This window comes from Chitinophaga sp. 10T418 (assembly GCF_056394125.1).
In genome coordinates, this window is sequence record NZ_JBFTHG010000004.1 from 183974 (window position 1) to 206339 (window position 22366).

The 22366-nt window shown below is 38.8% G+C and carries 20 protein-coding genes; 1 reads left to right on the forward strand and 19 read right to left on the reverse strand.

The genetic code is table 11. The annotated features are described in order from the left end of the window. Positions 1–201: 201 nt before the first annotated feature. Complete coding sequence (locus tag AC1DCV_RS12915) at positions 202–1599, forward strand: hypothetical protein (protein ID WP_477023546.1); 1398 nt, start codon at positions 202–204, stop codon at positions 1597–1599. Positions 1600–1656: 57 nt separating this feature from the next. Here AC1DCV_RS12915 and AC1DCV_RS12920 read toward each other — a convergent pair whose 3' ends face one another. The 19 genes from AC1DCV_RS12920 to AC1DCV_RS13010 form a co-directional block, all read right to left on the reverse strand. Further along, positions 1657–2328 (reverse strand): carboxypeptidase-like regulatory domain-containing protein, encoded by a 672-nt coding sequence (locus AC1DCV_RS12920; RefSeq protein WP_477023547.1) that lies wholly within the window; start codon positions 2326–2328, stop codon positions 1657–1659. Positions 2329–2529: 201 nt separating this feature from the next. Beyond that, the gene (locus AC1DCV_RS12925) at positions 2530–4440 is read right to left on the reverse strand and encodes an ABC-F family ATP-binding cassette domain-containing protein (protein ID WP_477023548.1); all 1911 of its coding nucleotides are present in this window, start codon (positions 4438–4440) and stop codon (positions 2530–2532) included. Positions 4441–4683: 243 nt separating this feature from the next. Further along, positions 4684–6264 carry a hypothetical protein gene (locus AC1DCV_RS12930; RefSeq protein WP_477023549.1) on the reverse strand — a complete coding sequence of 527 codons (1581 nt, stop codon included), beginning with the start codon at positions 6262–6264 and terminating at the stop codon, positions 4684–4686. A 95-nt stretch (positions 6265–6359) separates the two neighbouring features. Then, positions 6360–7286, reverse strand: coding sequence for a GDP-L-fucose synthase family protein (locus tag AC1DCV_RS12935; RefSeq protein ID WP_477023550.1), 927 nt, complete (start codon positions 7284–7286; stop codon positions 6360–6362). A 1-nt stretch (position 7287) separates the two neighbouring features. Then, positions 7288–8400, reverse strand: coding sequence for a GDP-mannose 4,6-dehydratase (gene gmd, locus AC1DCV_RS12940; RefSeq protein ID WP_477023551.1), 1113 nt, complete (start codon positions 8398–8400; stop codon positions 7288–7290). A 48-nt stretch (positions 8401–8448) separates the two neighbouring features. Continuing rightward, positions 8449–9504: a DUF1972 domain-containing protein gene (locus AC1DCV_RS12945; protein ID WP_477023552.1), complete on the reverse strand. Its 1056-nt coding sequence runs from the start codon at positions 9502–9504 to the stop codon at positions 8449–8451. Positions 9505–9542: 38 nt separating this feature from the next. Then, positions 9543–10484 carry a glycosyltransferase family 4 protein gene (locus AC1DCV_RS12950; protein WP_477023553.1) on the reverse strand — a complete coding sequence of 314 codons (942 nt, stop codon included), beginning with the start codon at positions 10482–10484 and terminating at the stop codon, positions 9543–9545. Positions 10485–10660: 176 nt separating this feature from the next. Beyond that, complete coding sequence (locus AC1DCV_RS12955; protein ID WP_477023554.1) at positions 10661–11890, reverse strand: hypothetical protein; 1230 nt, start codon at positions 11888–11890, stop codon at positions 10661–10663. Positions 11891–11894: 4 nt separating this feature from the next. Continuing rightward, entirely contained in the window at positions 11895–13094 is a 1200-nt protein-coding gene (locus tag AC1DCV_RS12960) for a glycosyltransferase family 4 protein (protein ID WP_477023555.1), read from the reverse strand. Positions 13095–13102: 8 nt separating this feature from the next. Beyond that, entirely contained in the window at positions 13103–13633 is a 531-nt protein-coding gene (locus AC1DCV_RS12965) for an acyltransferase (RefSeq protein ID WP_477023556.1), read from the reverse strand. Between the two features lie 31 nt (positions 13634–13664). Continuing rightward, on the reverse strand, positions 13665–14777 hold the full coding sequence (locus AC1DCV_RS12970; protein WP_477023557.1) for an N-acetyl sugar amidotransferase: 1113 nt from the start codon (positions 14775–14777) through the stop codon (positions 13665–13667). Beyond that, positions 14770–15534, reverse strand: coding sequence for an AglZ/HisF2 family acetamidino modification protein (locus AC1DCV_RS12975; protein ID WP_477023558.1), 765 nt, complete (start codon positions 15532–15534; stop codon positions 14770–14772). The genes AC1DCV_RS12970 and AC1DCV_RS12975 overlap by 8 nt, the downstream gene beginning before the upstream one ends. Before the next feature lie 10 nt (positions 15535–15544). Further along, on the reverse strand, positions 15545–16162 hold the full coding sequence (gene hisH, locus AC1DCV_RS12980; RefSeq protein WP_477023559.1) for an imidazole glycerol phosphate synthase subunit HisH: 618 nt from the start codon (positions 16160–16162) through the stop codon (positions 15545–15547). A 254-nt stretch (positions 16163–16416) separates the two neighbouring features. Further along, entirely contained in the window at positions 16417–17805 is a 1389-nt protein-coding gene (locus tag AC1DCV_RS12985; RefSeq protein ID WP_477023560.1) for a lipopolysaccharide biosynthesis protein, read from the reverse strand. Continuing rightward, positions 17802–18950 carry a glycosyltransferase gene (locus AC1DCV_RS12990; RefSeq protein ID WP_477023561.1) on the reverse strand — a complete coding sequence of 383 codons (1149 nt, stop codon included), beginning with the start codon at positions 18948–18950 and terminating at the stop codon, positions 17802–17804. Before AC1DCV_RS12990 ends, AC1DCV_RS12985 begins: the two co-directional genes overlap by 4 nt. Further along, positions 18931–20079, reverse strand: a complete 1149-nt coding sequence (wecB, locus tag AC1DCV_RS12995) for a non-hydrolyzing UDP-N-acetylglucosamine 2-epimerase (protein ID WP_477023562.1) — start codon at positions 20077–20079, stop codon at positions 18931–18933. The genes AC1DCV_RS12990 and wecB overlap by 20 nt, the downstream gene beginning before the upstream one ends. An 11-nt stretch (positions 20080–20090) precedes the next feature. Continuing rightward, positions 20091–20744 (reverse strand): methyltransferase domain-containing protein, encoded by a 654-nt coding sequence (locus tag AC1DCV_RS13000; protein ID WP_477023563.1) that lies wholly within the window; start codon positions 20742–20744, stop codon positions 20091–20093. Positions 20745–20755: 11 nt separating this feature from the next. Beyond that, entirely contained in the window at positions 20756–21793 is a 1038-nt protein-coding gene (locus tag AC1DCV_RS13005; RefSeq protein ID WP_477023564.1) for a Gfo/Idh/MocA family protein, read from the reverse strand. After that, the gene (locus tag AC1DCV_RS13010) at positions 21793–22362 is read right to left on the reverse strand and encodes an acyltransferase (protein WP_477023565.1); all 570 of its coding nucleotides are present in this window, start codon (positions 22360–22362) and stop codon (positions 21793–21795) included. Before AC1DCV_RS13010 ends, AC1DCV_RS13005 begins: the two co-directional genes overlap by 1 nt. Positions 22363–22366: the final 4 nt, after the last annotated feature.

The following is a 22366-nucleotide window of genomic DNA, read 5'->3' on the forward strand; positions in this document are numbered from 1 at the left end:
AAGGGGGCAATTCCCCAAAACCTTACCCCAACGTCAAAAAAAATTCACAAACAAATAAATATCAATTAGTTATGTACAATTCAAATATTCTTGACGAGGCTACAAACTAAAACCTTCAATGACGCTTAAGTGTGTATTGAAGGTTTTTTTTAACCAAATGATGTAACTTATATTTATTAAACATCCCTAAACGGTGCCTCAATGAAAAAGATGCTTCCATGTCTGTTTGCCCTGTTTTGTTTAGCCATACAAAGCCAGGCACAGACGTATATTAACAACCAAACGACCTTACAGCCTTCTGCTAATTTTTACATCGCGGGAACTGCACAGTCAAATACATTGAAAACTTTTGCAGGAACCAGCGCCAACGGAGTAGCTCACTTCCATCTGTTTAATGGTGATGGCAACTTACCTGCTAACCTAAGATGGACCAACTCCTTAATTGGCTTAGAAGGTGCAGGCAATACCGGCTCTGACTTCAGATTATTCAGGTATTCCAATACCGGTACCTATCTTGGTTTCGGCCTTGCTATTGAAAGGGCTACCGGTAATGTAACTGTTGGTAACCTTACTGCGGGTAACTTATCTAAAATTCAGGGGAATGGCACTACCGCCAATCAGTCTATACTGCAGTTCATGCAAAACGATAACACCACGCGAGACGGCTATATTGGAGTTAATCCTGCCAGTAAGGAGATGTTTATTCTCAGTGATGCGGGCAACGTGGGCATATATCCTTCCAGCGGAACAACCGGAAGTCTGAAAATATCGAACACGGAAGTTACGAACAGCACGGGTAGCCTCACCATGACTAACAATACTTCCAATTTACTAAGCTTTAATCCTGTTGGGGTGAGTGCACCCACCTTTACTTCAAGGAGCGTTGGCACCAGGATTACACTACACCCTGCGCTGGGCAGTGCCTCAGGAGATTATGCAATTGGTATCGAACCGCAGCATATGTGGCTTAGCGTTAATGTCAAAAATAATAATAACGGCTTTAAATTTTATGCGGGCACTGATCAGATAGCCAGAATAGATGGCTTTGGTGCAAGCGACTGGGAAGGACAAGGCCGATTCAAAGGTTGGTATACTGCCAATGGAACGGGCATGGCAGCAGAATTGGGAGTTTCAGGTGGAAGAGCAACGTTGATCGGCTTTGATAGAACGACTGGCGCCACAAAGTACATTCCGCTATATCTTGCCGGGGGAACCAGCCCTACAAACCAAACAATTGTTCTCATTAACGATGTAGGTCTTGGCATTGGAACAGTAAATCCTCAGTCCAAACTGGCTGTAAATGGTACCATCACCGCCAAACAGGTAAAAGTAACGCAGACTGGCTGGTCTGATTACGTGTTTCATAAAGACTATCAACTGCCAACTTTAGCAGCAGTAGAAAAATACGTGGCCACTCACCAGCACCTGGAAGGGATTCCATCTGCAGCTGAAGTGGAAAAAGATGGCATTGATGTAGGGGATATGAATAAAAAATTGCTGGCAAAGGTAGAAGAGTTAACGCTGTACCTTATTGAGCAGAATAAGAAGATAGCTGCATTGGAAGAATGGAAAGTGCAACAGGAGAAGAAAAAAAAGTAGCTTACAAATTATTATCGGATAGCCGTAAGCGTTATATTAAGCGCTTGCGGCTTAATATTATTGTTTCCCCCATAGCCGCTTCCATCTCATTTTCATTCTTTCCCGAAAGGTTGCTTTACGCATACAGGTGACCGCCACCTCACCCAATATACTTGCACTCATTTCTATTTCGATTGTAAGCGGCCCATTCTCCCGCACCAGTAACTCCTTTCTATTATATCCAATGTACGCAAACTCAAGGGTTACCTCCCTGTGATGCAAATTTTCCGGAACCCGCAACCGGAAGTTTCCCGCCGCATCAGTGGCAGTGCCGAAGGTTGTTCCTTTTATTATAACAGAAACGCCAGGTAAGGAAGTTTTGCCCTGGCTGTCAATTAACTTTCCGGTGATGATGCGGGGTGTATCAAGTTTCTGCGGTATAGCTGTTTCAGTTAGTTCCGTAAACTTAGCAAATGGCATATGTATAAAGGGCACTTTAACCGGGCTGCCAGTGGCTTTTGAAAGATCGCTGAATACCAGTAAAGTGGTTAAAACAGTTGCAGGGAGCAGGCTTCCCTTTCGTTCCCGCTTATCCAGTATGCGATCCAGCTGAAAAGGATTAAAACGGCCACAAATTTTTTGTGATGGCCCACTGAAGATATTGACAATTTCCGCATCAGTTAACGTGCTAAAATCAATTACTTTCTTTTGACAGCTACTGCAAAATTTCCCACCATCTGATGGGCGCATATCCCCCCAGGGTTCCTTGCAGGGCTGGGGAATTGCGGCGKAAAAAGTAGCTGATCTTTTCATGAAGTATAGTGACTATTCTAAAGTACATTTTTCCCGAATGATTACCAATATTCACTACCTGTATACCTAAGCGATATATTCCATAAACAAAGAAGCAGGTCATTGCTGACCTGCTTCTTTGTTTATGGAAAGACTGATTTATTCGCTCATTTCACTCAGCTCCAGCCAGCGCATTCCCTTATCATCCAGTAATTGGATGATCTCTCCTATTCTGTGAGTCATGGGCTCCATTTTATCAAAAGCCAGTTCTCCGTTGGCTAAAGAGGCCTCAATAGTTTTCTTTTCTGTTTCCAGTTTTTCTATTTCCTTTTCCAGCAATTCCAGTTCTCTTTTTTCTTTAAAAGACATTTTTTTGCCTTTATTCTCAGCCACAGGTGCGGCTACTACTACTGGTTCTGGCACCACTTCTTTTTTGGGAGCGATGGCCTTTTTCTTATCTTCCTCTTTCTGCCATTCGCGGTACTGGGTATAGTTTCCAGGGTAATCGCGGATTTCCCCATCCCCCTCAAAGACAAACAGGTGTTCTACCAGTTTATCCATGAAATAACGGTCATGGCTTACAATAATTACACAGCCCTGGAAGTCCTGTAAAAAGCTCTCCAGGATACTGAGTGTTGGCAAATCCAGGTCATTGGTAGGTTCATCCAATACCAGGAAGTTCGGGTTGCGGAATAAGATGGAAAGCAGGTGTAATCTTCTTTTTTCACCACCACTCAACTTGGAAATATAAGTATATTGTTTTTCCGGAGGAAAGAGGAATAGTTCCAGGAACTGGGCGGCACTCACTTTAGTACCATCTGCCAGCGGAAAATTTTCTGCGATATTCTTCACAAACTCTATCAGGCGCATATCTTCCTTCACCTCCAGACCTGTTTGAGAATAGTTACCAAACACAATGGTTTCACCTATGTTGATCTTACCGGAGTCTGGCTGTTCCGTACCCAATAACATGTTCAGGAAAGTAGATTTACCCACCCCATTCTTACCTACTATACCTACCCGTTCTCCTTTTTTGAAGGTATAATCCATGCCTTTCAGGATTTTGAGGTCGCCGAACGACTTGTATACCTTCTTCAGTTCAAGGATCTTTCCACCCAGACGAGTCATTTTAACATTCAGCTCCAGTTGTTGATCAGCTACCTTGGTGCTGGCCTTTTCCTTTACTTCGTAAAAAGCATCCTGCCGGGATTTGGATTTTGTAGTACGGGCTTTCGGTTGCTTACGCATCCATTCCAGCTCTTTACGGTACAGGTTACGGGCTTTATCTACACTGGATTTATCCATCTCCTCCCTTGCGGCCTTCTTTTCCAGGTAATTTTCATAATCTCCTTTGTAAATAAATAACTGCTCCTGATCTATCTCCATTACTTCATTACATACACTGTCGAGGAAATAACGATCATGCGTTACCAGTAGCAAGGTCACTTTTTCCTGGTCTAGATAATTTTCCAGCCACTCGATCATAGATACGTCCAAATGGTTGGTTGGCTCATCCATGATCAGCAATACATGCTTATGTTCGAAGCCAATTTCGATCAATACCTTCGCCAGGGCAACTCTCTTTTGTTGTCCGCCAGACAAAGAGCCCACTGGCTGATCGAGATTGTGTATATTAAGTTTTCCTAATATCTGTTTCACTTTGGTATCAAAGTGCCAGGCATTCAATTCATCCATCCTGCTGATGGCGTCTGTTAATTTATCAAGGTCCACAATGTCCAGTTCATGGCCTTCCTCTGTGAGCAGCTCATATTCTTTAATGGCATTCAGAACAGGGTTATCATGATTGAAGATATTCTCAATCACTGTTTTAGACATATCGAAATCCGACTGTTGTTCCAGCATTACCACGGTTACATCCTTATGTATCCATACTTTACCACTGTCGGGCACGTCCTTTCCTAATAAAATCCGCAGCAAGGTGGATTTACCGGTACCGTTCAGCGCTACCAGCGCTATTTTATCTCCTTCTTCTATATGAAAAGAAATGTCTTTGAATAATGGTTTGGTCCCAAAAGATTTGGTAAGCCCTTCTACTGTAACGTAATGCATACCGCGAAGTTATAAATTATCAGCAACACTGTAAGGAAAGCGGGGATTATGTATTTGATATTATGTTTTTTTTCGTATATTCATTATAGGATAAGTGGAGTTTCCCGTACCTCATAACTTTTTATAGAAATACAGCATTTCGGCCCTTTGTCCATTATTATCCTCCCCCTCTTTGCGTTAAAATAATAAAAAAGCCCTTGCGCTGATAAAGCGGAAGGGCTTGTGTATATTTATATCTTTTGGCTAAAAGTCGTAATAAAATTGCCTGAAGCTACTACGCAAACCAAACTGGAAGATGAGTTCCTTATTATCATAAAGGTCATTTTTCTCCCGGCGGCCAGTAACTGACATCTCTAAACGTAAATTATACTTTGGGTTAAGTAAAAAAGCAACAGAGCCCTGTACATACATCAGGTTGGTTTTAAGTCCCTGACCTATGTGGTTACCCAAATCGTTGTTACGTGTATTATAGGACTTATAAATATCCTTTCCGTAATTAATACCTGCCGTATCAAGACCATACTTTGCCACCATTATTTCTCCTTTGAAGAACCATCTCCTGTACTGATAGTCTGCAATATTTACCCACTCTATAAAGTTTGCGCCCATAGGGTGAGCCAATGGTTKGTTATAATGTCCATAGTTGTTTAATGTTGAACGCTGAGAGTAGGTATAAGGTCTGGCAGCATTTACTTCGGTCAAAACGTTCAGTTTAGGAAGCTTAAATATATTATTTGAACGGAAGCCTATTTGTCCACCAAATTTATTCGCCCACCAGCCACTACCACTGGTAATTTCATTAAACTTAAATTCATCCAGTACAAATTGTCCATATATAGAGCTATTCTCAGAGGGAGCATACTTTACATTTAGTCCCATTATTGCATTATCAGGAGAGCCTATTGAAAACTCTACGGGGCGGAGAAAAACAATAGGGTTTATATAACTCATATCAAACCCTCTCTTACCGGATGAGTCGGAATCCTGCCATATTACAGCTTCAAAGAAACCTATTGACACCTTTTTAGAGACATTCCAGTCCAAATAATTAAATACTCCCCATTTCTTACGATAGCCATTATCATAAGAAGCCTTGGGATATTGCATATCAATAAACTGTGCCCACATTGTTGTATACTGGACCCTTCCTACATTGGCAATTATTTTCAGGAACGGATAGTTAAATGAGTTGTCTGATAACAGCATAGATCTGTAACCATCACCAATAAAATTTCTGTCATAACCCAATTGAAAATCCAGGAATTTACCTGCTTTATAATCGATTAATGCAGACGAATAGGCAAAATCAAATGCTTTCCCATTATTATATAATTTCCATTCGCTCTGACCGGGAATTATTCTTGCATTTCTTGCATAGGTGTCAAGATATTTAGGAAATTTACCCTGATTCTCATAAAACTCGGTCCGGAAGGTCAAATTCTTTCCCAGTCTCCCTCCTGCGATTACCCCACGTGTATTCAACCACGTAGTTCCATTATCAGAACTATGCCCGGCCACAAAATCCGGTAAAAAACTCGCATAGAAATCATAGTCTTCATGATGAAATTCCAATAAATGTTCGTTAAACAGCTTACGGTGGAACCAACTTCTCCTTTTGGTGGTATCTCTTTCATGTGGAAGATCGAAGACGGGCTGTATCAAATAGTCCCGTTGGGATGAGTGGTAGCTCCGCCAATTAGTATCTCCTACAGGCTTGTAAAAGCCAAGTGAAAATTGTCTTCCTGCACTTTGGGCATCAGCTTTTGAGGTTATAGCCAGAAAACAAACGGTTAACAGCGCTAGTAGATAGCTTAGTTTATTCATAAGATATATTTTGCTTGCTAATGAGCAAATATAATGGTTTCCAGATCAAGGAAACTTATTGGGTAATTAGATTCTCGTTAAACCAAGACCTACTATTATAGCTGATCTTTTACATTTTCGTAAACACTTCGTATACCTGCTTCCAGAGATATCCCGGCTTTCCAACCGTAGCTATTCAATTTTGATACATCCATTAATTTTCTTGGCGTGCCATCCGGCTTTGATTTATCGAATACCAACTCCCCTGTATAACCAACTATTGCTTTTATAAGAAGCGCGAGGTCATTGATACTGATATCTTCACCTATCCCAATATTAATCGGACCAGGCTCACTATAATTTTGCATCAGGAAAAAACAAGCATGAGCCATGTCATCTGCATGCAGAAATTCACGTTTAGGCATTCCTGTTCCCCAGATCACTACTTCTGGCTGATTACTCATTTTTGCTACATGCATTTTACGCAGCATAGCGGGTAATACATGCGAATTCGCCAGATCGTAATTGTCATTAGGACCATATAGATTGGTGGGCATTACAGATACAAAATTCCTCTCGTATTGTGCCCGATAAGCATCACACATTTCTATCCCTGCTATCTTTGCAATAGCATACGGCTCATTAGTAGGTTCCAGAGGACCGGTTAACAAGTACTCTTCCTTCATCGGTTGAGGGGCCATTTTAGGATAAATACAAGATGAGCCAAGGAACATCAATTTCTTAGCATCATTCAAATGTGCGTGATGAATAACGTTATTCTGTATCATCAGATTCTCATAGATAAACTGTCCCCGGTATGTATTATTTGCCATAATACCCCCCACCTTGGCTGCTGCCAGGAAAACATAGTCAGGTTTCGTTTGTTCAAAAAAAGCAGCAACTGTGGCCTGATCTCTTAAATCCAGTTCTTTCGACGTACGGGTAATAATGTTATTAAAACCTTCTTGTTGCAAKCGTCTTACAATAGCAGACCCAACCATTCCTCGATGACCGGCTACATATATTTTGTCCTGGGAATTCATCTTACTCAAATTGATTTAAAACTTTATAACCTGCATCCTTCAGCAGCTTTTCACGTTGAAACAGTTCCACGTCTGCGGCCACCATTTCCTTTACCAATGCAGGTAAATCATACTTGGGTTCCCAACCTAACTTTGTTTTTGCTTTTGTTGGATCACCAATCAGTAGCTCTACTTCAGTAGGTCTGAAGTACCGTGGATCAATAGCGACTACCTCCTGCCCCGCTCTTAAAGGAGCATCCACTTGCTGATTACTTTTTACATATCCCTTTTCATCCAGTCCTTCGCCCCGGAATTCAACTTCAACTCCTACTTCTGCAAATGCCATAGTGATAAAATCCCGTACAGTAGTGGTGATACCTGTAGCAATTACAAAATCCTCCGGTGTGTCCTGTTGCAAAATAAGCCACATCGCTTCCACATAATCCTTGGCATGTCCCCAGTCCCGCTTCGCATCCAGATTTCCCATATAGAGTTTGTCCTGCATTCCCAGCGACAGTTTTGCCACTGCGCGGGTAATCTTCCTGGTTACAAATGTTTCACCGCGTAAAGGACTTTCATGATTGAAAAGTATACCATTGCAGGCAAACATATCATATGCTTCCCGATAATTTACCGTAATCCAGAAGGCATACATTTTGGCAACTGCATATGGAGAGCGTGGATAGAAAGGCGTTTTTTCCGACTGAGGAACCTCCTGTACTAGGCCATATAATTCAGACGTAGATGCCTGATATACTTTTGTTTTCTTAGTCAGACCCAATAACCGGACAGCCTCCAGAATACGAAGTGTGCCAACCCCATCTGCATCAGCTGTATACTCTGGTGCTTCAAAGCTTACTTGTACGTGGCTCATTGCACCCAGGTTATATATCTCATCTGGTTGTACTTCCTGTATAATTCGGATAAGATTGGTACTATCTGTCAAATCGCCGTAATGAAGCTTGAAGCGTACATTAACCTCATGCGGATCCTGATACAGATGATCAATTCTATCAGTGTTAAAAAGTGAACTMCTTCTTTTTATACCATGCACTTCATATCCTTTCTTTAGCAGTAACTGCGCAAGATATGCACCATCCTGACCCGTAATACCTGTGATAAGGGCTCTTTTCATATATTGTGAAAAATTAATAGTATACTTATACAAAAGTAAGGGGAACCACTATAAATCATCAAATAATTTACTATACCGTTCACTTATTATTGACCATTTATACCTTCTTTTAGCAACTTCCTCCATATCTACTGCTATTGTTGCAAGGAGGCCATCAGTGCTATCTTCCAAAAGATTTTTCAATGCCGCTTTATCATTGAAATAAAGACATTTTTCCTCAGTTGTAGCACGATTATATGCTACGTCAAACGCAAAAATGGGCAAGCCAAGATACATCGCTTCCACCAGTGAAGGATTGGTCCCCCCGGCTGAATGACCATGTATATAAATTCTACAGCCTGATCGAAGTAAATCCAGTTTCTCCTGATCATAAATAGGTTGCAATAACTGGATGTTATCAAAAACACTATATTTTTCGAACAGCGCTTTCCCATAGGGGGATCTTTCCCAGTTACCTACAAACTTAATCGGATGATTGCTTTGCGAGAAGGCTTCCAGTATAACATGCACATTATTCTCAGGTTCTATTCTGCAAACAGAAAAAGCATACCCATTTTTTGTTGTACTCAGATTTTGTATGATATGATCTGCGCCATACTCAATCAGGTAACTATCTTTTTTATATTCATTTAGTATATAAGAACTAATTACGTGATTATCAGCAATGATTTTATGTCCGAATTTCACGCCTATAGACTCGGAAAATTTCAAAAATTTCTTTGCGAATGCATTCCATTTATTCCGCTTCCATTCTAGTCCATCTATATGAACTACCAGTTTTTTGTTTGTAAATAACCTGATTAGTGGCAGGAATAGTGCACCTGAAACACCCAATACAAGTAATATATCATGCCCCGAAAATATAGCAGATGTCATGGAAACAATATCGTAGGGTATGCTCTGAGCTCCATTAGCATTCAAATTGATATACTTCAATTTGGTTTTCCCAAAATGCGTTGGCTTATCTTCATATGCCAACGCACTGCAATAAACTGTAAAATCGAATTTATTGTCCAGATGCTGCACAAGATGATGAACTAAAGTTTCAAAGCCACCATAAACTGCCGGTATTCCAACAGTACCTATTATCGCTACCCTTTTCATTTCCAATTTATATAATTATACCATATCAGTTTTGCTCATTATTGATGTTTCTCCAATATCCTTTTATAGGCAGCATAAGTACCTTCAGCTGTTTTTTGCCAGGTGAAATTTTCTTCTATATGTTGTCTCAGCTTTTCAGGAACACCTGCATTAAATGCAGCATCAATGGCATTTTTTATGGAGGATACATTACCTGGTTCGCAATAGAAAGCCATATCTTTAAAGTAATCCCTGGTATCACCATTAGGAGTCACAACGATATTTGTTTTCATTGCGCCTGCCTCCAATGAAGAAAGACCGGGTGTTTCCATCCAGCTCACTAACGCATGCACCTTCGCCAGTTTATAGAACTGGGGCAATTTCTCATGTTCCAGGTGATTAATGAATATCACATTATCACCCGCCTCTTTTTTCAGGTGCTCGAAATACTGCACATGGTTTTTCCCGGGCTTGCCAAGAATAACGAGTTTGTATGAAGTACCTGCGACTGCTCTAACAAGGTCCAGTTGACATTTCCTTCCTTCTATCCTGGCAACAGACAGAATGCAATCTTTATACGGCAGATATTTTTCTTCAATTTCCACCTTATCAGGATCAAATAATGACAGATCAACAGCATTTGGAATAACTTCATATGCCGGCGCATTGATCTTAAAGTCATGGATAACCCGATCCATTTCTGATTGTGAGTTGGGCAGGAAGATATCAGTATTCTCAGTAATTTTCTTAAGCGTTGTATAATAACCTCTCAACAATAGCTGTAAACTTCCTTTATGAAACTCTCCACCTATCAATGCCCGGGCGGCAATCTTTACATATTCTATCTGAAATGGGTTTAATAACCTGAACAAACGACTGCCCAAACCTTGCCTGCCATAACGATCAAAGTCTGTATACAAGCCATATATAGTAGATAGCGCTACTGGCTTACCATATTTTTTTGCATTCATTACCTGCATCAATGATTCCTGTGCCCTCATCAGATTAAACACATGCACCAAATCATATGCTGATAAATCAGGAGTAAGGTCAGTTGACACATCGATAACTACACCATGTGCTTCTAAATATTTTTTGGTCTTTAATAATTGAATTGTATCTCCTCCAGGAGCGTCAAATAATGTTTTCCGAGATTGAAATAATACTCTCATATTAATTATTGCAGTGCTATTTCATACTGCTTACGTTTTTTACTATGCTTTATTATCAATAAAATAAATACAATTCCTGTAGCAGATAGACCGTTGTATAATGTGTGGCCGGCAAAAACCGAATGGGCAAACAGCGTAAGGCTACACCATCCTAATATTCTACTCTGGCGAAAAGCCATCCTCGTACAATAAAATATCAAAGTAAAATATAAAACCAAACCTAGTATCCCATAGAAAAAAAATGTATCGAAACTATCCATTTCAAGCATTTTATAATTTAGGGTAAGTTCACCAGGTAGCTCGTAAGAAAGAAATGAACCTGCACCAAAAAAAGTTCTCAATGCTAAAAAAGATGATCTGTTGAAAGAGCTGAAGGCCGTAGTTAAATAATCTTCACGACCACTTAATATAAAGCCCAACCAGGATGATTTATTCTCAAATCTAAAAATAATAAGTTCGAAAGCCACATTTAAAGCATTATTTATTGGAATCCAGTAAATCCATCCTATTATAATAAATAATATTAGAAATGTATATCTAATAATAACGGGCAATTTTCCAACAGCAAAAATAAGATTTACCATCAAAAAAACTACGGAGGCTTTAGTGGCAATCAGCACCAGGCATATAAGAGATAGCCAGTAAACCAGTTTGTGGATAGTTTCTGTTAAGTATTCCTTTTGAAATCCGTATCTCAATAACAGGGATAATACGCCAATAAGCACTCCTAATCCATTGCCTGAAGAAAACAAGCCCTGTGATCTGAAAAAGGAACCGGAAATACCTGTTTTAATGGCAAGAACATTTCCTATCAGAAAAATCACGCACAAAAACCAGGTAAACTTATACACTAGCAAAAGGATATCCTTTTCAGTATAACCTTCTTTTGTGAAAATCTTATCTAATGCAAAAAATACGAAAGCGGCATATATAAACTTATAAGAAAAAACCAGTCCGATCAATAAGCCTTGTATACGCTGATGTGCAATGAAGGAGATCGTTTCCATCGAAACGAGATACAGAGAAGCTAATATGAGTATTACATAACGTTGCCTCGACTGAATGATGATGATAGATAAAGCAATGAGAACAAAGCGAATCAGCTGTGATGGAGTACCTATTCCTCCGCCGGACAAAGTATCTCCTCTTACTAATAGACCAGTTAAACTGTCAAAAATTGGGACTAATATCACCAAAATAAATAAGAAAAATCTATTAAGAGCATATCCTCCCATAAAATTAACCAATTCTATTAACGTAAACAGTCCTAACAATATCGCCTAATAAACGAACATGATTCTCTATTGAAAATGAAGTTGCATACTCTTTTGCACTTTCGGCTAAATGGTAATATTTCTCAGGATTTTCAGCAATCCGGGCAAAACAGGCTGCGAGTTCTTCATTATCATTCTCTTTTACGAATAACATAAAATCCTTTCGGGGAAATTGATTGAAAATTGAATTATCTGCAGCAATGATAAGCCTCCCGGTTACCATAAGTTCCAACAAATTATTCGAAACACCACTTCCTCCTGCTTCGTTACTATTAGCTTTTGTTAAGGCTACGCCACAGTGAATATTACCGAGCAGCTCATGCATTTTGTCATTTGATACCCGTCCGATCAATTCACAATTTGATGTTGTACTCGCAAAACTTTCGATGCTTTTTTCTCCCCATCCCACAAAAACAAATGAAACGGCTTCTTTCAGGGCAGGATACTTGTGATTAAATATGCGAATAGCTTCTACGAAATTATGTACACCTTTAGATTCATAAAACCTACCAATAAAAGCAATTTTTATTGGGTTATTGCTACCTTCTTTCAGGGGAGGTACTTGAGCGTACCTGTTAATATCGATGGCATTGGGTATGACTTCCGTTTCTAGCTGATATTCATGAATATAATTATCTCTGGTATCCCAGCCATTTGCAATCACTACATCAGCATCTTTTAATGCCTTATTTTCCATAAACAAAATAGGTCTGGAAAAAATACGTGATTGATGATTCCGGATGTGTCTACTAAGGGTTGTTCTCAGCCAAACAAGGTGTCTGACTTTATTACGATATCTCAACAGGCGCAGGGAAATCCAATTAAAAATACCTGTCGGATAGCTTCCAATCGAAATGACAAGTGATGCCTTCTCATTTTTGATTTGTTTCATTGCTTCATGATGGAATCTGAATAGCTTTAAAAAATTAAAAAATAATCCAGTTCTTTCAGAAATCAATATTGGTTTGTAATTAATCTGTCCCTCTATATTACTGAAAACTAGTGGAACCTTATTTTGTGGATCTTCCCTATAGAAAATATTAATTGTATCAAAATATTGTTGTTCGCTGTTGGCCTTTATTTCATTTAGAAAAAGCCTTAGCCAGGTTTCCACTCCACCACTGCTTGGATCAAGATTGGAAAAAATTATAATATTTATATTCATATTCAGGCCTATTCTCTTTTCTTAATTACTCGCGCAGGATTTCCTCCTACTATTACGTAAGGAGGAACATCCTTTGTTACAACAGCCCCAGCAGCTACAATTGAGCCCTGGCAAATACGAAGGCCTGGTAAAATAATAGCATTTTGCCCTATCCACACATCATCCTCAATAATTACTGGCTTCTCTGGAGTAGCCCCCTGATAATACATAGGCGTATCCAGGCGTGAAAAAATATGGTTTTGAGTCAAAATAGTCACATTGGGTCCCATTAAAACATAGTTACCAATAGTAACCTTTCCCCTAATCCAGGCATTGGTTCCAATTGCGGAATAGTTACCTAATGAAACTCTTTTACCGAACGATGCACCTTTATCAACGGCCACAAAATCACCACACTTTTCAATAAATAACCGGGTAAATAAAACCCTGGATTTTCCAAATAGCTTTAACCCAGATATAGGAATATCTGGAATATTCTTAACTATTCTGTAACCCACAAAACCTATTAACACACGGGCTTTACGAAGAACAGGCGTCATATTTATTTTACGATTTACAATACTTTTCCAGCTAACTTACTTTTTTCTTCCCCATTATTTTTAACCAGAGAAGGATCAGCCATTCGTCACTTTTATAATCCAGATGAGCTTTGGGCTTTTCTTCCATAATCTGATCAAACTCAGCTTCCGCAAAGCCCAACTTCTTTAAAACATAAGATTTATCCTTTTTAAGGTCCGCAGGATCATAGCGTGTAAGCGCTAGTTCTTTCAGCGCATCCTCGCGTGAGATCTMATTATTTCTGATTAAAGCTGATAAATGTACCTTTTTTTTATCAACATTAAACTTTTTTGGTAAAATGTATGCCTGATAAAACTTGGTGAAGGTAGATTCATAGTGTTTGCCCCCATAGTCTTCCCAACCAAATTCAGCCTGAAGCACTTTTATTGCCTCTTCCTTACTGTAATTAATTTTATTAAGTATTTCAACATAGACACCGCCCAGTTTTAAAAGCTTCGATAGCTTTAATCTAACAGAACTCATGGTAGGAAATGCCTTAATTGGCATTGTACCAAATTTTTTTTGAATATCCTTAATATTTATCAAATCCTGCTTTCTCCAGAGCCAGCTATTGGGCATTCCATTCTCGGTGCGTATATTCACGCCTGATATAACATATCTTATGCCATGCTTTCTCCTAATCTCGAACATGGTGGCCATAATTGCATGGTCTGTCAACATTTCTATATCGATTACGCCCGCTTTAAAAAAGGAGCGCTGCAAATCCCGAAATTCCGGCCAGTTAATAACAAACGTTTCCAGATCAAATCCATACTTTTCCACCATTTTTTTAATATTGGACACAGCCATTGATGAGTTCCATCCATTATCAAAATGTACACATAAAGGATTCAGCCCCATTTTATGGGCGAGATAAACAGTATAAGAACTATCCACACCACCACTAACGCCGATAATAGAATCATACTTTCCTTTTCGATCTCTTTCAATCTGTTGCTTAATTTCAAGCAAACTCTTCTCTTCCTGTTCCTGTGTAAAATGGTAAGCAGGTAATATTTTTTCAAGATACAGACAATAATTGCATACGCCATTACCATCAAAAACAATTTCCGGATCAGTAGTATCCATGACACAGCGGGTACATACTTGGATGTTATTAGACATTGGGTAATAATTCTTTTAATTTATTAAAACTAGGGTAAGATATCAAAACGGCCCGATGTGGCCCCTGGTAAACAAAAAGGCTTCCAATAGCCACAGCGGAGGCACCAGCATTTGCAGCTAAAGTAATATCAGCTAGATTTGAAGCTCCTCCGCAGATCGTTACTGGAATTCTAACAGCAGCTGTTATAAGCTCGATAATTTTCAAATCGAATCCCAAATAGGTACCCTCCCTATCTACATTATTCACAAACAGCTMCCCGCACCCTAATGATTCCAGACGTCTGGCGTAGTCAACCGGAGATATATCTGTAGTTTTCTTTCTTACATGATCATATACCATGTAATTTCCCCATAGATTTTTCTTTATATCCATAGCACCAACAATAGTGGATTGTGCAAAATTCTGAGAGGCTGCTTGTAAAAACTCCGGGTGAGAAAGCGCATAGTTGTTAATTACCACTTTCTCCACCCCTATCTTCAAAATCCGTTCAATTTGCTGCAAGGAATTGATACCACCTCCATAAGAAAGCGGCATAAAACATTCCGATGCGAGGTCCTTAATGACTTCAAAAGGAGGTTCTTTTTTTTGCTGAGAACACTGAATATCAATAAAGATGAGTTCATCAACTTCTTTATCGTTAAAAATTCTCACTGTATTGATTGGATCTCCAAGATATTTGGCATTCTTGAATTTTTCCGTCTTCACCAATCCCCCGTCTTCTAATAACAAACAGGGTATAACTCTTACTTTAAGCATGGGTTAATAACTATAACGTCGAGAAGTTATTTAAAAGTATCAAACCGAACTGATGGCTCTTTTCGGGATGAAATTGCGTCCCGAAAATATTCTTATATTGAAAAGCGGCGCAAAATCCTCCTCCATAATCACACGAAAAAATAGTATTTTCCGTTTCAAGCGGTTGAACAAAGTAGGAATGAACAAAGTAATACCGGATCTCTTCCAGTTCAGTCAATTGATGATGAAGCGGGCTATCCCCCAACACCTTTACCTTATTCCATCCCATATGCGGTATTTTCAAACCAACCTCAGTAGGAAATGTGAATTTTCTTGTTCTGGCATTTATCCAACCCAGTCCCTTTTCTACACCTTCGTCACTGGCCTGGGTCATTAACTGCATCCCCAGACAGATCCCTAGCACAGGTATTTTTTCGTTAAGTACTTTCTGATTGAGAATGGGCATCCAGCCTCTTTCGTGCAGTGCTTTCATTCCCTGATCAAAAGAACCTACTCCAGGCAGTATAATTTTACTGCAGTGAGTGATTTGTTGCGGATCTTCAACAATTTCATTCTCATGTCCCAGCCGGTCTAACATGTTTTTAATTGATCCTAAATTACCAAAACCGTAATCAACGATTGATATCATATACCATTCCCTTTATTTTACCCAATAATATACAGCACAGAATTAAGTGAAGTGGATCGGCATCAAGAGCGACCAAGATAAGATGACCAACAAATGATTACCACTACTAATGTTTACGCGCAAGATCGCCTAGCCCCCTAGTCGGGTAGTCATAATATTGGGTTAAATAAAAAAAACAGGCATCTGGAAAAGATTTTTATACGATTTTTTCACACCAGAGGTATATAGCCATCATTTGCTAATTTCTTATATATCTAAATTTTCTTAATATTTAAAAGATCTTTTTTATACATTAAGAATAGCATTACTATCCCCAAAATGCATATCAAATAGAAAAAGGGAGAAGAAATTACTGCCAATATAACAGCCAGGGATATAACAAAGAGGGAAATAATCAACTTTTTAATGTCTAAATCTATATAGTAGTTCCTCCTGCCAAAGTACGACCTGCAGCTAAAGAAAACGACATATCCACCCAGCATAGAGATAGCAGCCCCGATTGCGCCATATGGCTTAACGAGAAAAAAAGCAATCACCCCATTGGAAATAAGAGAAGAGGAAATAATGTATAAGTGCTGGAAAGTTTTCCGTTTATAGTTAATTCCCACAACTGTAACTTCCGAAAGTGTGTAAAGCATAGGAATAAAAAGAAGAATTGGAAAAATTGGCAAAACTCCAAAATAGGATTTGGGCAATATCATGAGCACAACATCCTGAAACAGAATAATTAACAGAATGAGTGTCCCAAATGTAAAAACCAGTCCATTAAAAATAGTTTTATAAATGCCTGTATTTTCCGGGTGATTTTTATAGCGTTCCAGAGAATACGGAAACCAAAAAGAAGTAAAACCAGTTTGTATTACATTCAAACTAAAAGCAATTTTGGACGCGGTAGCATATAATCCAATTTGAGTGAAATCGCTATAGCTACGCAAAAAAGTCCTATCTACCCCTTGAAATAACCAATCAAGCAAAAAAGTAGGTACGAAGGGCAAGCTATAAAGCAGTATCTGGCCGATCAGTTTTTTGTCAATCACCCCTTTCTTAAAAAGAGTCAACCAAAGCTTGGAATTGAAAGCAATTCCGAATATTAACCCAACAAGTTGAGACAATATCAACCCAACAAGAATAGCTTTAAAATTTGGAGTGACGAACTTGGCATATGATATAACAAAGATGAAATTGAAAATTGCCTGAATGACCTGTATAAAAGAAAACTTTGAGGCGTTTCCCTGCATCCTTAATGTCATCGTTGATATTCGCAATAACACTCCTATTATTAACGCTATTGACAATAAATGTACGTCTTTGCCATCAGGTGTATCAAAAAGAAAAGGGCTTATGATATGTTTACACAGCTCAATCAGTGTTAAACTTAATGTGCAGGTAAATACAATGGGTAACAAAGATGCCCGTAGTATACTGCCTTTATCAGTTGATTCATTGTAGAATCGTGCATACCCCTGATCTATCGCCAGCAAGGCAATATTGAGGCTCAAACTAAAGGCAAGGGTAAACATAGATGCCTTCCCAAACTCCTCCGGTGTAATGAACCAGGCTATAATTGGCGTAGTAATAAGACCGAGTGCAGCCTGTATCCAGGTACCTACAGAAAACTTCGCGAGTGTTTTTAGAAAATTCATTTATGTAATCCCCCGTTCAATAATTTTAGCTCTGCACAAATAACTGTTTCATGACCTGATTTTACTTTTATTGCGTCAGAAGCACTTTTTGAAACAGTTGAGAATAGCTCATAATCATTCACCAATTTCTCAATCGCCATAGCTAATTCCTGTGCATTATTTGTCAGGCACCCCGTTCTTTCATCCTCCACAAACTCAGGTATAGCGGTATTGTTAGTTGTAACCGGTACTAACCCGCTAGACATCGCTTCGCACATGGAAACACCTTGTGCGTCTTGCCTGGTAGGGCATAAAAAGATTCCAAATTCACTATGAACCGCAGGTATCTCATGGTTGGGAATAAGATGATTATGCAGACTCACATTGTCCAGATCTTTAACGGAAGCTGTTATTTTATTAAAAAATTTGCCCTTCCCATAAATATCGAATTGCAGGGTCCTAAATATTTCTTTACTTCTCAATAAATTAATGGCCTCAACTGCTATATCATTGGCATATTTCCTTGTTTCGAAAGACCTGATGAGAAGTATCTTTCGGGACTTTTCCACGTCTTTAACTTTATATTGAAAAAGATTGGTGTCAATCGGGTTGGGAATAATATTGAAATATTTAATCTTACTTATTGTGTCAGTTTCTGCAATTTTCTTCATCCAGTTTGAAACAAAAATAAACTTAATGTTTCCTGCTTTATTAGAATGCTGAATGATCCGACGCAAATGGAACAGTTGGAAGATGTTTTTTGCCGCAAAAATGAAGAGTTCATGGATTCTCTTCAAATTAAAATAATACAGTCGTCTATACCAACCCAACGCCTCCTCACCATGCACCCAAATAAATATCGGGATGGTGAGTTTCTTCAGAAAAGCATCATAAAACCATCCGCCTACAAAATGAATCGCCATTACATCAGGATTCTCTGCGTGAATATCTGCTACAAAATCTGATTTCCTGGAAAAATTGTGAACAGTTATTCCCTCATAAACATAACTTTTTGATGCTTCAAAAGGTCTGTAGCCAATTACAATGATATCAAAATCATTTGTGTAATATTTTAACCTTGAGTGTACAAAGCCATCTCCATAGTGATTTTCATAACTTGGATAATTGCTGCTTAAAACGACTAGCTTAGGCCTCTTGTTCAACATCACTTGAAATATTAACTTGTTTTTTCATGAATTCCAAAATGCGTTTAGTTGCTTTCCCATCACCATAAGGATTTTTAAGCATACTCATTGTCTTGTAGTGCTCCTTGTCTTCCAGCAGCTTTTTGCAATTCAAAAAAATCTTTTCCTTATCTGTTCCCACCAGAATGACGGTACCTGCTTCCACAGCTTCCGGCCGTTCTGTGGTATCACGCATTACCAGAACAGGTTTACCCAGGCTTGGAGCTTCCTCCTGCACTCCTCCACTGTCTGTTAATATCAATTTGGAGCGATTCATTAACCAAATAAAACTTGGATAAGATAAAGGGCTTATAAGCTTAATATTATCACAACCGAATAATTTCTCATAAACCACATCTTTCACATTGGGATTTAAATGTACAGGGTAAATGATCTGTACATTGTCGAGTTTACTTATTTGCAGTAAAGCTTCACAAATATTTTCAAATCCTTGTCCGTGATTTTCCCTTCTGTGTCCCGTTACCAGGATAAGGTCTTTATCTGGTAACAGAATGCTTTTTAATGATTCTATTTCTTGACTTGCGAATCCGCTTTCCACTTTCTCAACGCTTTCAAACAAAGCATCAATCACTGTATTTCCTGTAACACAAATGCTTTCAGGCTTTACCCCTTCTGCAAGAAGATGTTTTTGGGCCGTGGCTGTTGGCGCAAAATGGTAATTCGTTAAAAGGCCTGTAAACCGTCTGTTAATTTCTTCCGGAAAAGGTGAGTAAATATTATAAGTCCGTAAACCTGCTTCCACATGACATATTTCCACTCCTGAATAGAAGGCCGCAAGGCTGGTGGCCATAGTAGTAGTAGTATCGCCATGCACAAAAACGAAGTTTGGTTCAAACTCATCAAAGACTGGCTTTATCGCTTCAAGGAGTTTGGCTGTTAATCCATGCAATGTTTGTCCTGTCTGCATTACATTCAGATCATAGTCTGGCTGGATTTGGAAAAAGTCTAATACCTGATCCAACATCTCTCTATGCTGAGCTGTAACACATACCTTCACTTCAAAAAATTCATCATTCTTCAATGCAAGCACCAGAGGGGCCATTTTTATGGCTTCCGGCCTTGTTCCAAACACTAATAATACCTTACTCATTAACGACAGATTTACGCTATTTTTTTATAAATAAAGAAATTGGCAAATGACAGCTGTACTCCTACTCCTGGATAAGGATTTTCAATTTCCTTCATTAATGTCCAGTCTGGTTTATTTGCTGCCACCCAGTCTGTAAATTTTCTATGAAGAACGTGGTCCGCATCTTTCTTATCAACGTTTGTAGAATATATGATTACAAACTTATCTGATTGTGCAAAGAGCGCATTCATGTAATTTTCAAACAAACTATCTTCTATTAGATGATAAAGCACATCCATAGAAATGCTTAGTTCAACTTTGCCCGCTGATTTCAAAAAATTGATTCCTTCTTCATTATTGACCAGAAATTTCTTCGAGCTATCATTCGAATACTTTTTCCTGCAGGCTGCAACTACTKATTCAGAAATATCAATTCCTATGTAATTTCTGTAATTTATCAACCCCAGTTGATGTCCATCCCCGCATCCAAATTCTACTACACTTTTAATACTATTTTCTTCTAAAAAGCTGTTTAAAACATTGGCTTTAAACACGGCTAATCTTCCGTAAGATCCGTCCCCGGAGTTACCTCCTGACGCGTATCTAGTCTCCCAAAAATCCTGTGTACTGATAAAAGGTTTCTGTTTTTGAAAAAAAGTCTTCGCTAAAGAAAATAGTTTTATCATAGTCGGTTGTTTTATTTCAAACGAGAAATCGCACCGGCACTATAAATCCTTTCTATTATTTCAACTACCTTCAAGCCTTCCAGTGCATTTGTTGTAATGTACGACCGTCCTTTCAAAACATCAATAACGTTATCAATCACGTAATGATGGTTTTGAGCCGAACCTTTATATGCTCCATAGTCATTACCTGGATTAGTCGGAGCTAACTCAGGAAGTGTATAATCTTTTACATGACAGTATTCTACTTCGTTCATATACTGCCCTCCTATCTTAATACTTCCATTTTCTGCGATAAGCGTTAGGGAGCTTTCCAGATTTGTATCCCATACTGAGGTGGAAAAATTGATAGCACCAATTCCTCCATTTATAAAATTGAATGTTACAAAGCCACTATCTTCGAACTCTGTTAATTCTTTGTGATTATGATCTGCCAGGTTGGAATGGATATTTTCAATATCCCCAAATAACCAATACATAATATCGATGAAATGGGAAAACTGGGTGAACAATGTTCCACCATCTAAATCTTTTTTGCCATGCCAGCTATCTGCCTTATAATAACGTTCATCTCTATTCCAATAACAGTTCAGTTGCATCATATAAATCTTGCCAAGTCTGCCAGATTCAACCATGTCTTTAATCCATACTGATGGAGGCGAATAGCGATTCTGCATCACAGCAAATACATGTTTATGCATTTGCAATGCTCTGTATATTACTTTCTCTGCATCCTGCTTACTCAAACCCATTGGCTTTTCAATCACCACATGCATACCTGCATTCAGGATTTTCAATGCATGCTCAGAATGATAACCATTGGGAGTGGCAATATTTATAACATCAACACTATTCCCTGATAACAAAAAAGCCTCCAAAGAGTTATAAAGAGGTACATTAAATTTTTCAAGTTTCAATTCCTCCTCTGGCTTAGTATCAATTAAGGCTACCAATTCTGCTTCAGGATTACGTTGAATCATTTCAGCGTGACGCTTTCCAATGTGGCCACAGCCGATAACAGCAAATTTTACTTTCTGATCTTTTGCTACCATTATTTAGTCCTTTTAACTGTTTGATTTTCTAATGTATATTCCTGATTGCTTTCCGGACAAACCGCGATATTATCATGAAACTCCAGACGATGCCCGTATTCACTAATCCAGCCTATTTGTTTGGCCGGGTTTCCCACCACAAGTGCATACGGAAGTATATGTTTTGTTACCACCGCTCCGGCGCCAATAAGCGCATACTCTCCAATATTATGTCCACACACAATTGTAGCATTTGCACCAATTGAAGCGCCTTTACCTACCCTTGTTTCTGCATACTGCCCCCTGCGATTAACGGCACTTCTCGGATTCGTAACATTAGTAAAAACGCAGGATGGACCCAGGAAAACATCATCTTCACATATAACACCCGTATATACCGATACATTATTTTGAATCTTTACATTATTCCCTAATATCACTCCCGGAGACACCACCACATTTTGTCCTATATTACAACCAACACCAATGATGCAATTACTCATGATATGTGAAAAGTGCCAGATTTTTGTTCCTTCTCCAATTTGACAATCATCATCTACGATAGCTGTAGCATGAACATAATAATTCATAAAC

Coding starts and splice junctions, on each gene's coding strand:
- AC1DCV_RS12925 (WP_477023548.1), bottom strand. CDS start 4,440: ATGCATTACGTTACAGTAGAAGGGCTTACCAAATCTTTTGGGACCAAA.
- AC1DCV_RS12960 (WP_477023555.1), bottom strand. CDS start 13,094: ATGAATATAAATATTATAATTTTTTCCAATCTTGATCCAAGCAGTGGT.
- AC1DCV_RS13010 (WP_477023565.1), bottom strand. CDS start 22,362: ATGAATTATTATGTTCATGCTACAGCTATCGTAGATGATGATTGTCAA.
- AC1DCV_RS12955 (WP_477023554.1), bottom strand. CDS start 11,890: ATGGGAGGATATGCTCTTAATAGATTTTTCTTATTTATTTTGGTGATA.
- AC1DCV_RS12985 (WP_477023560.1), bottom strand. CDS start 17,805: ATGAATTTTCTAAAAACACTCGCGAAGTTTTCTGTAGGTACCTGGATA.
- AC1DCV_RS13005 (WP_477023564.1), bottom strand. CDS start 21,793: ATGGTAGCAAAAGATCAGAAAGTAAAATTTGCTGTTATCGGCTGTGGC.
- wecB (WP_477023562.1), bottom strand. CDS start 20,079: ATGAGTAAGGTATTATTAGTGTTTGGAACAAGGCCGGAAGCCATAAAA.
- AC1DCV_RS12920 (WP_477023547.1), bottom strand. CDS start 2,328: ATGCGCCCATCAGATGGTGGGAAATTTTGCAGTAGCTGTCAAAAGAAA.
- AC1DCV_RS12950 (WP_477023553.1), bottom strand. CDS start 10,484: ATGAGGGCACAGGAATCATTGATGCAGGTAATGAATGCAAAAAAATAT.
- hisH (WP_477023559.1), bottom strand. CDS start 16,162: ATGATATCAATCGTTGATTACGGTTTTGGTAATTTAGGATCAATTAAA.
- AC1DCV_RS12945 (WP_477023552.1), bottom strand. CDS start 9,504: ATGAAAAGGGTAGCGATAATAGGTACTGTTGGAATACCGGCAGTTTAT.
- AC1DCV_RS12915 (WP_477023546.1), top strand. CDS start 202: ATGAAAAAGATGCTTCCATGTCTGTTTGCCCTGTTTTGTTTAGCCATA.
- AC1DCV_RS12965 (WP_477023556.1), bottom strand. CDS start 13,633: ATGACGCCTGTTCTTCGTAAAGCCCGTGTGTTAATAGGTTTTGTGGGT.
- AC1DCV_RS12990 (WP_477023561.1), bottom strand. CDS start 18,950: ATGTTGAACAAGAGGCCTAAGCTAGTCGTTTTAAGCAGCAATTATCCA.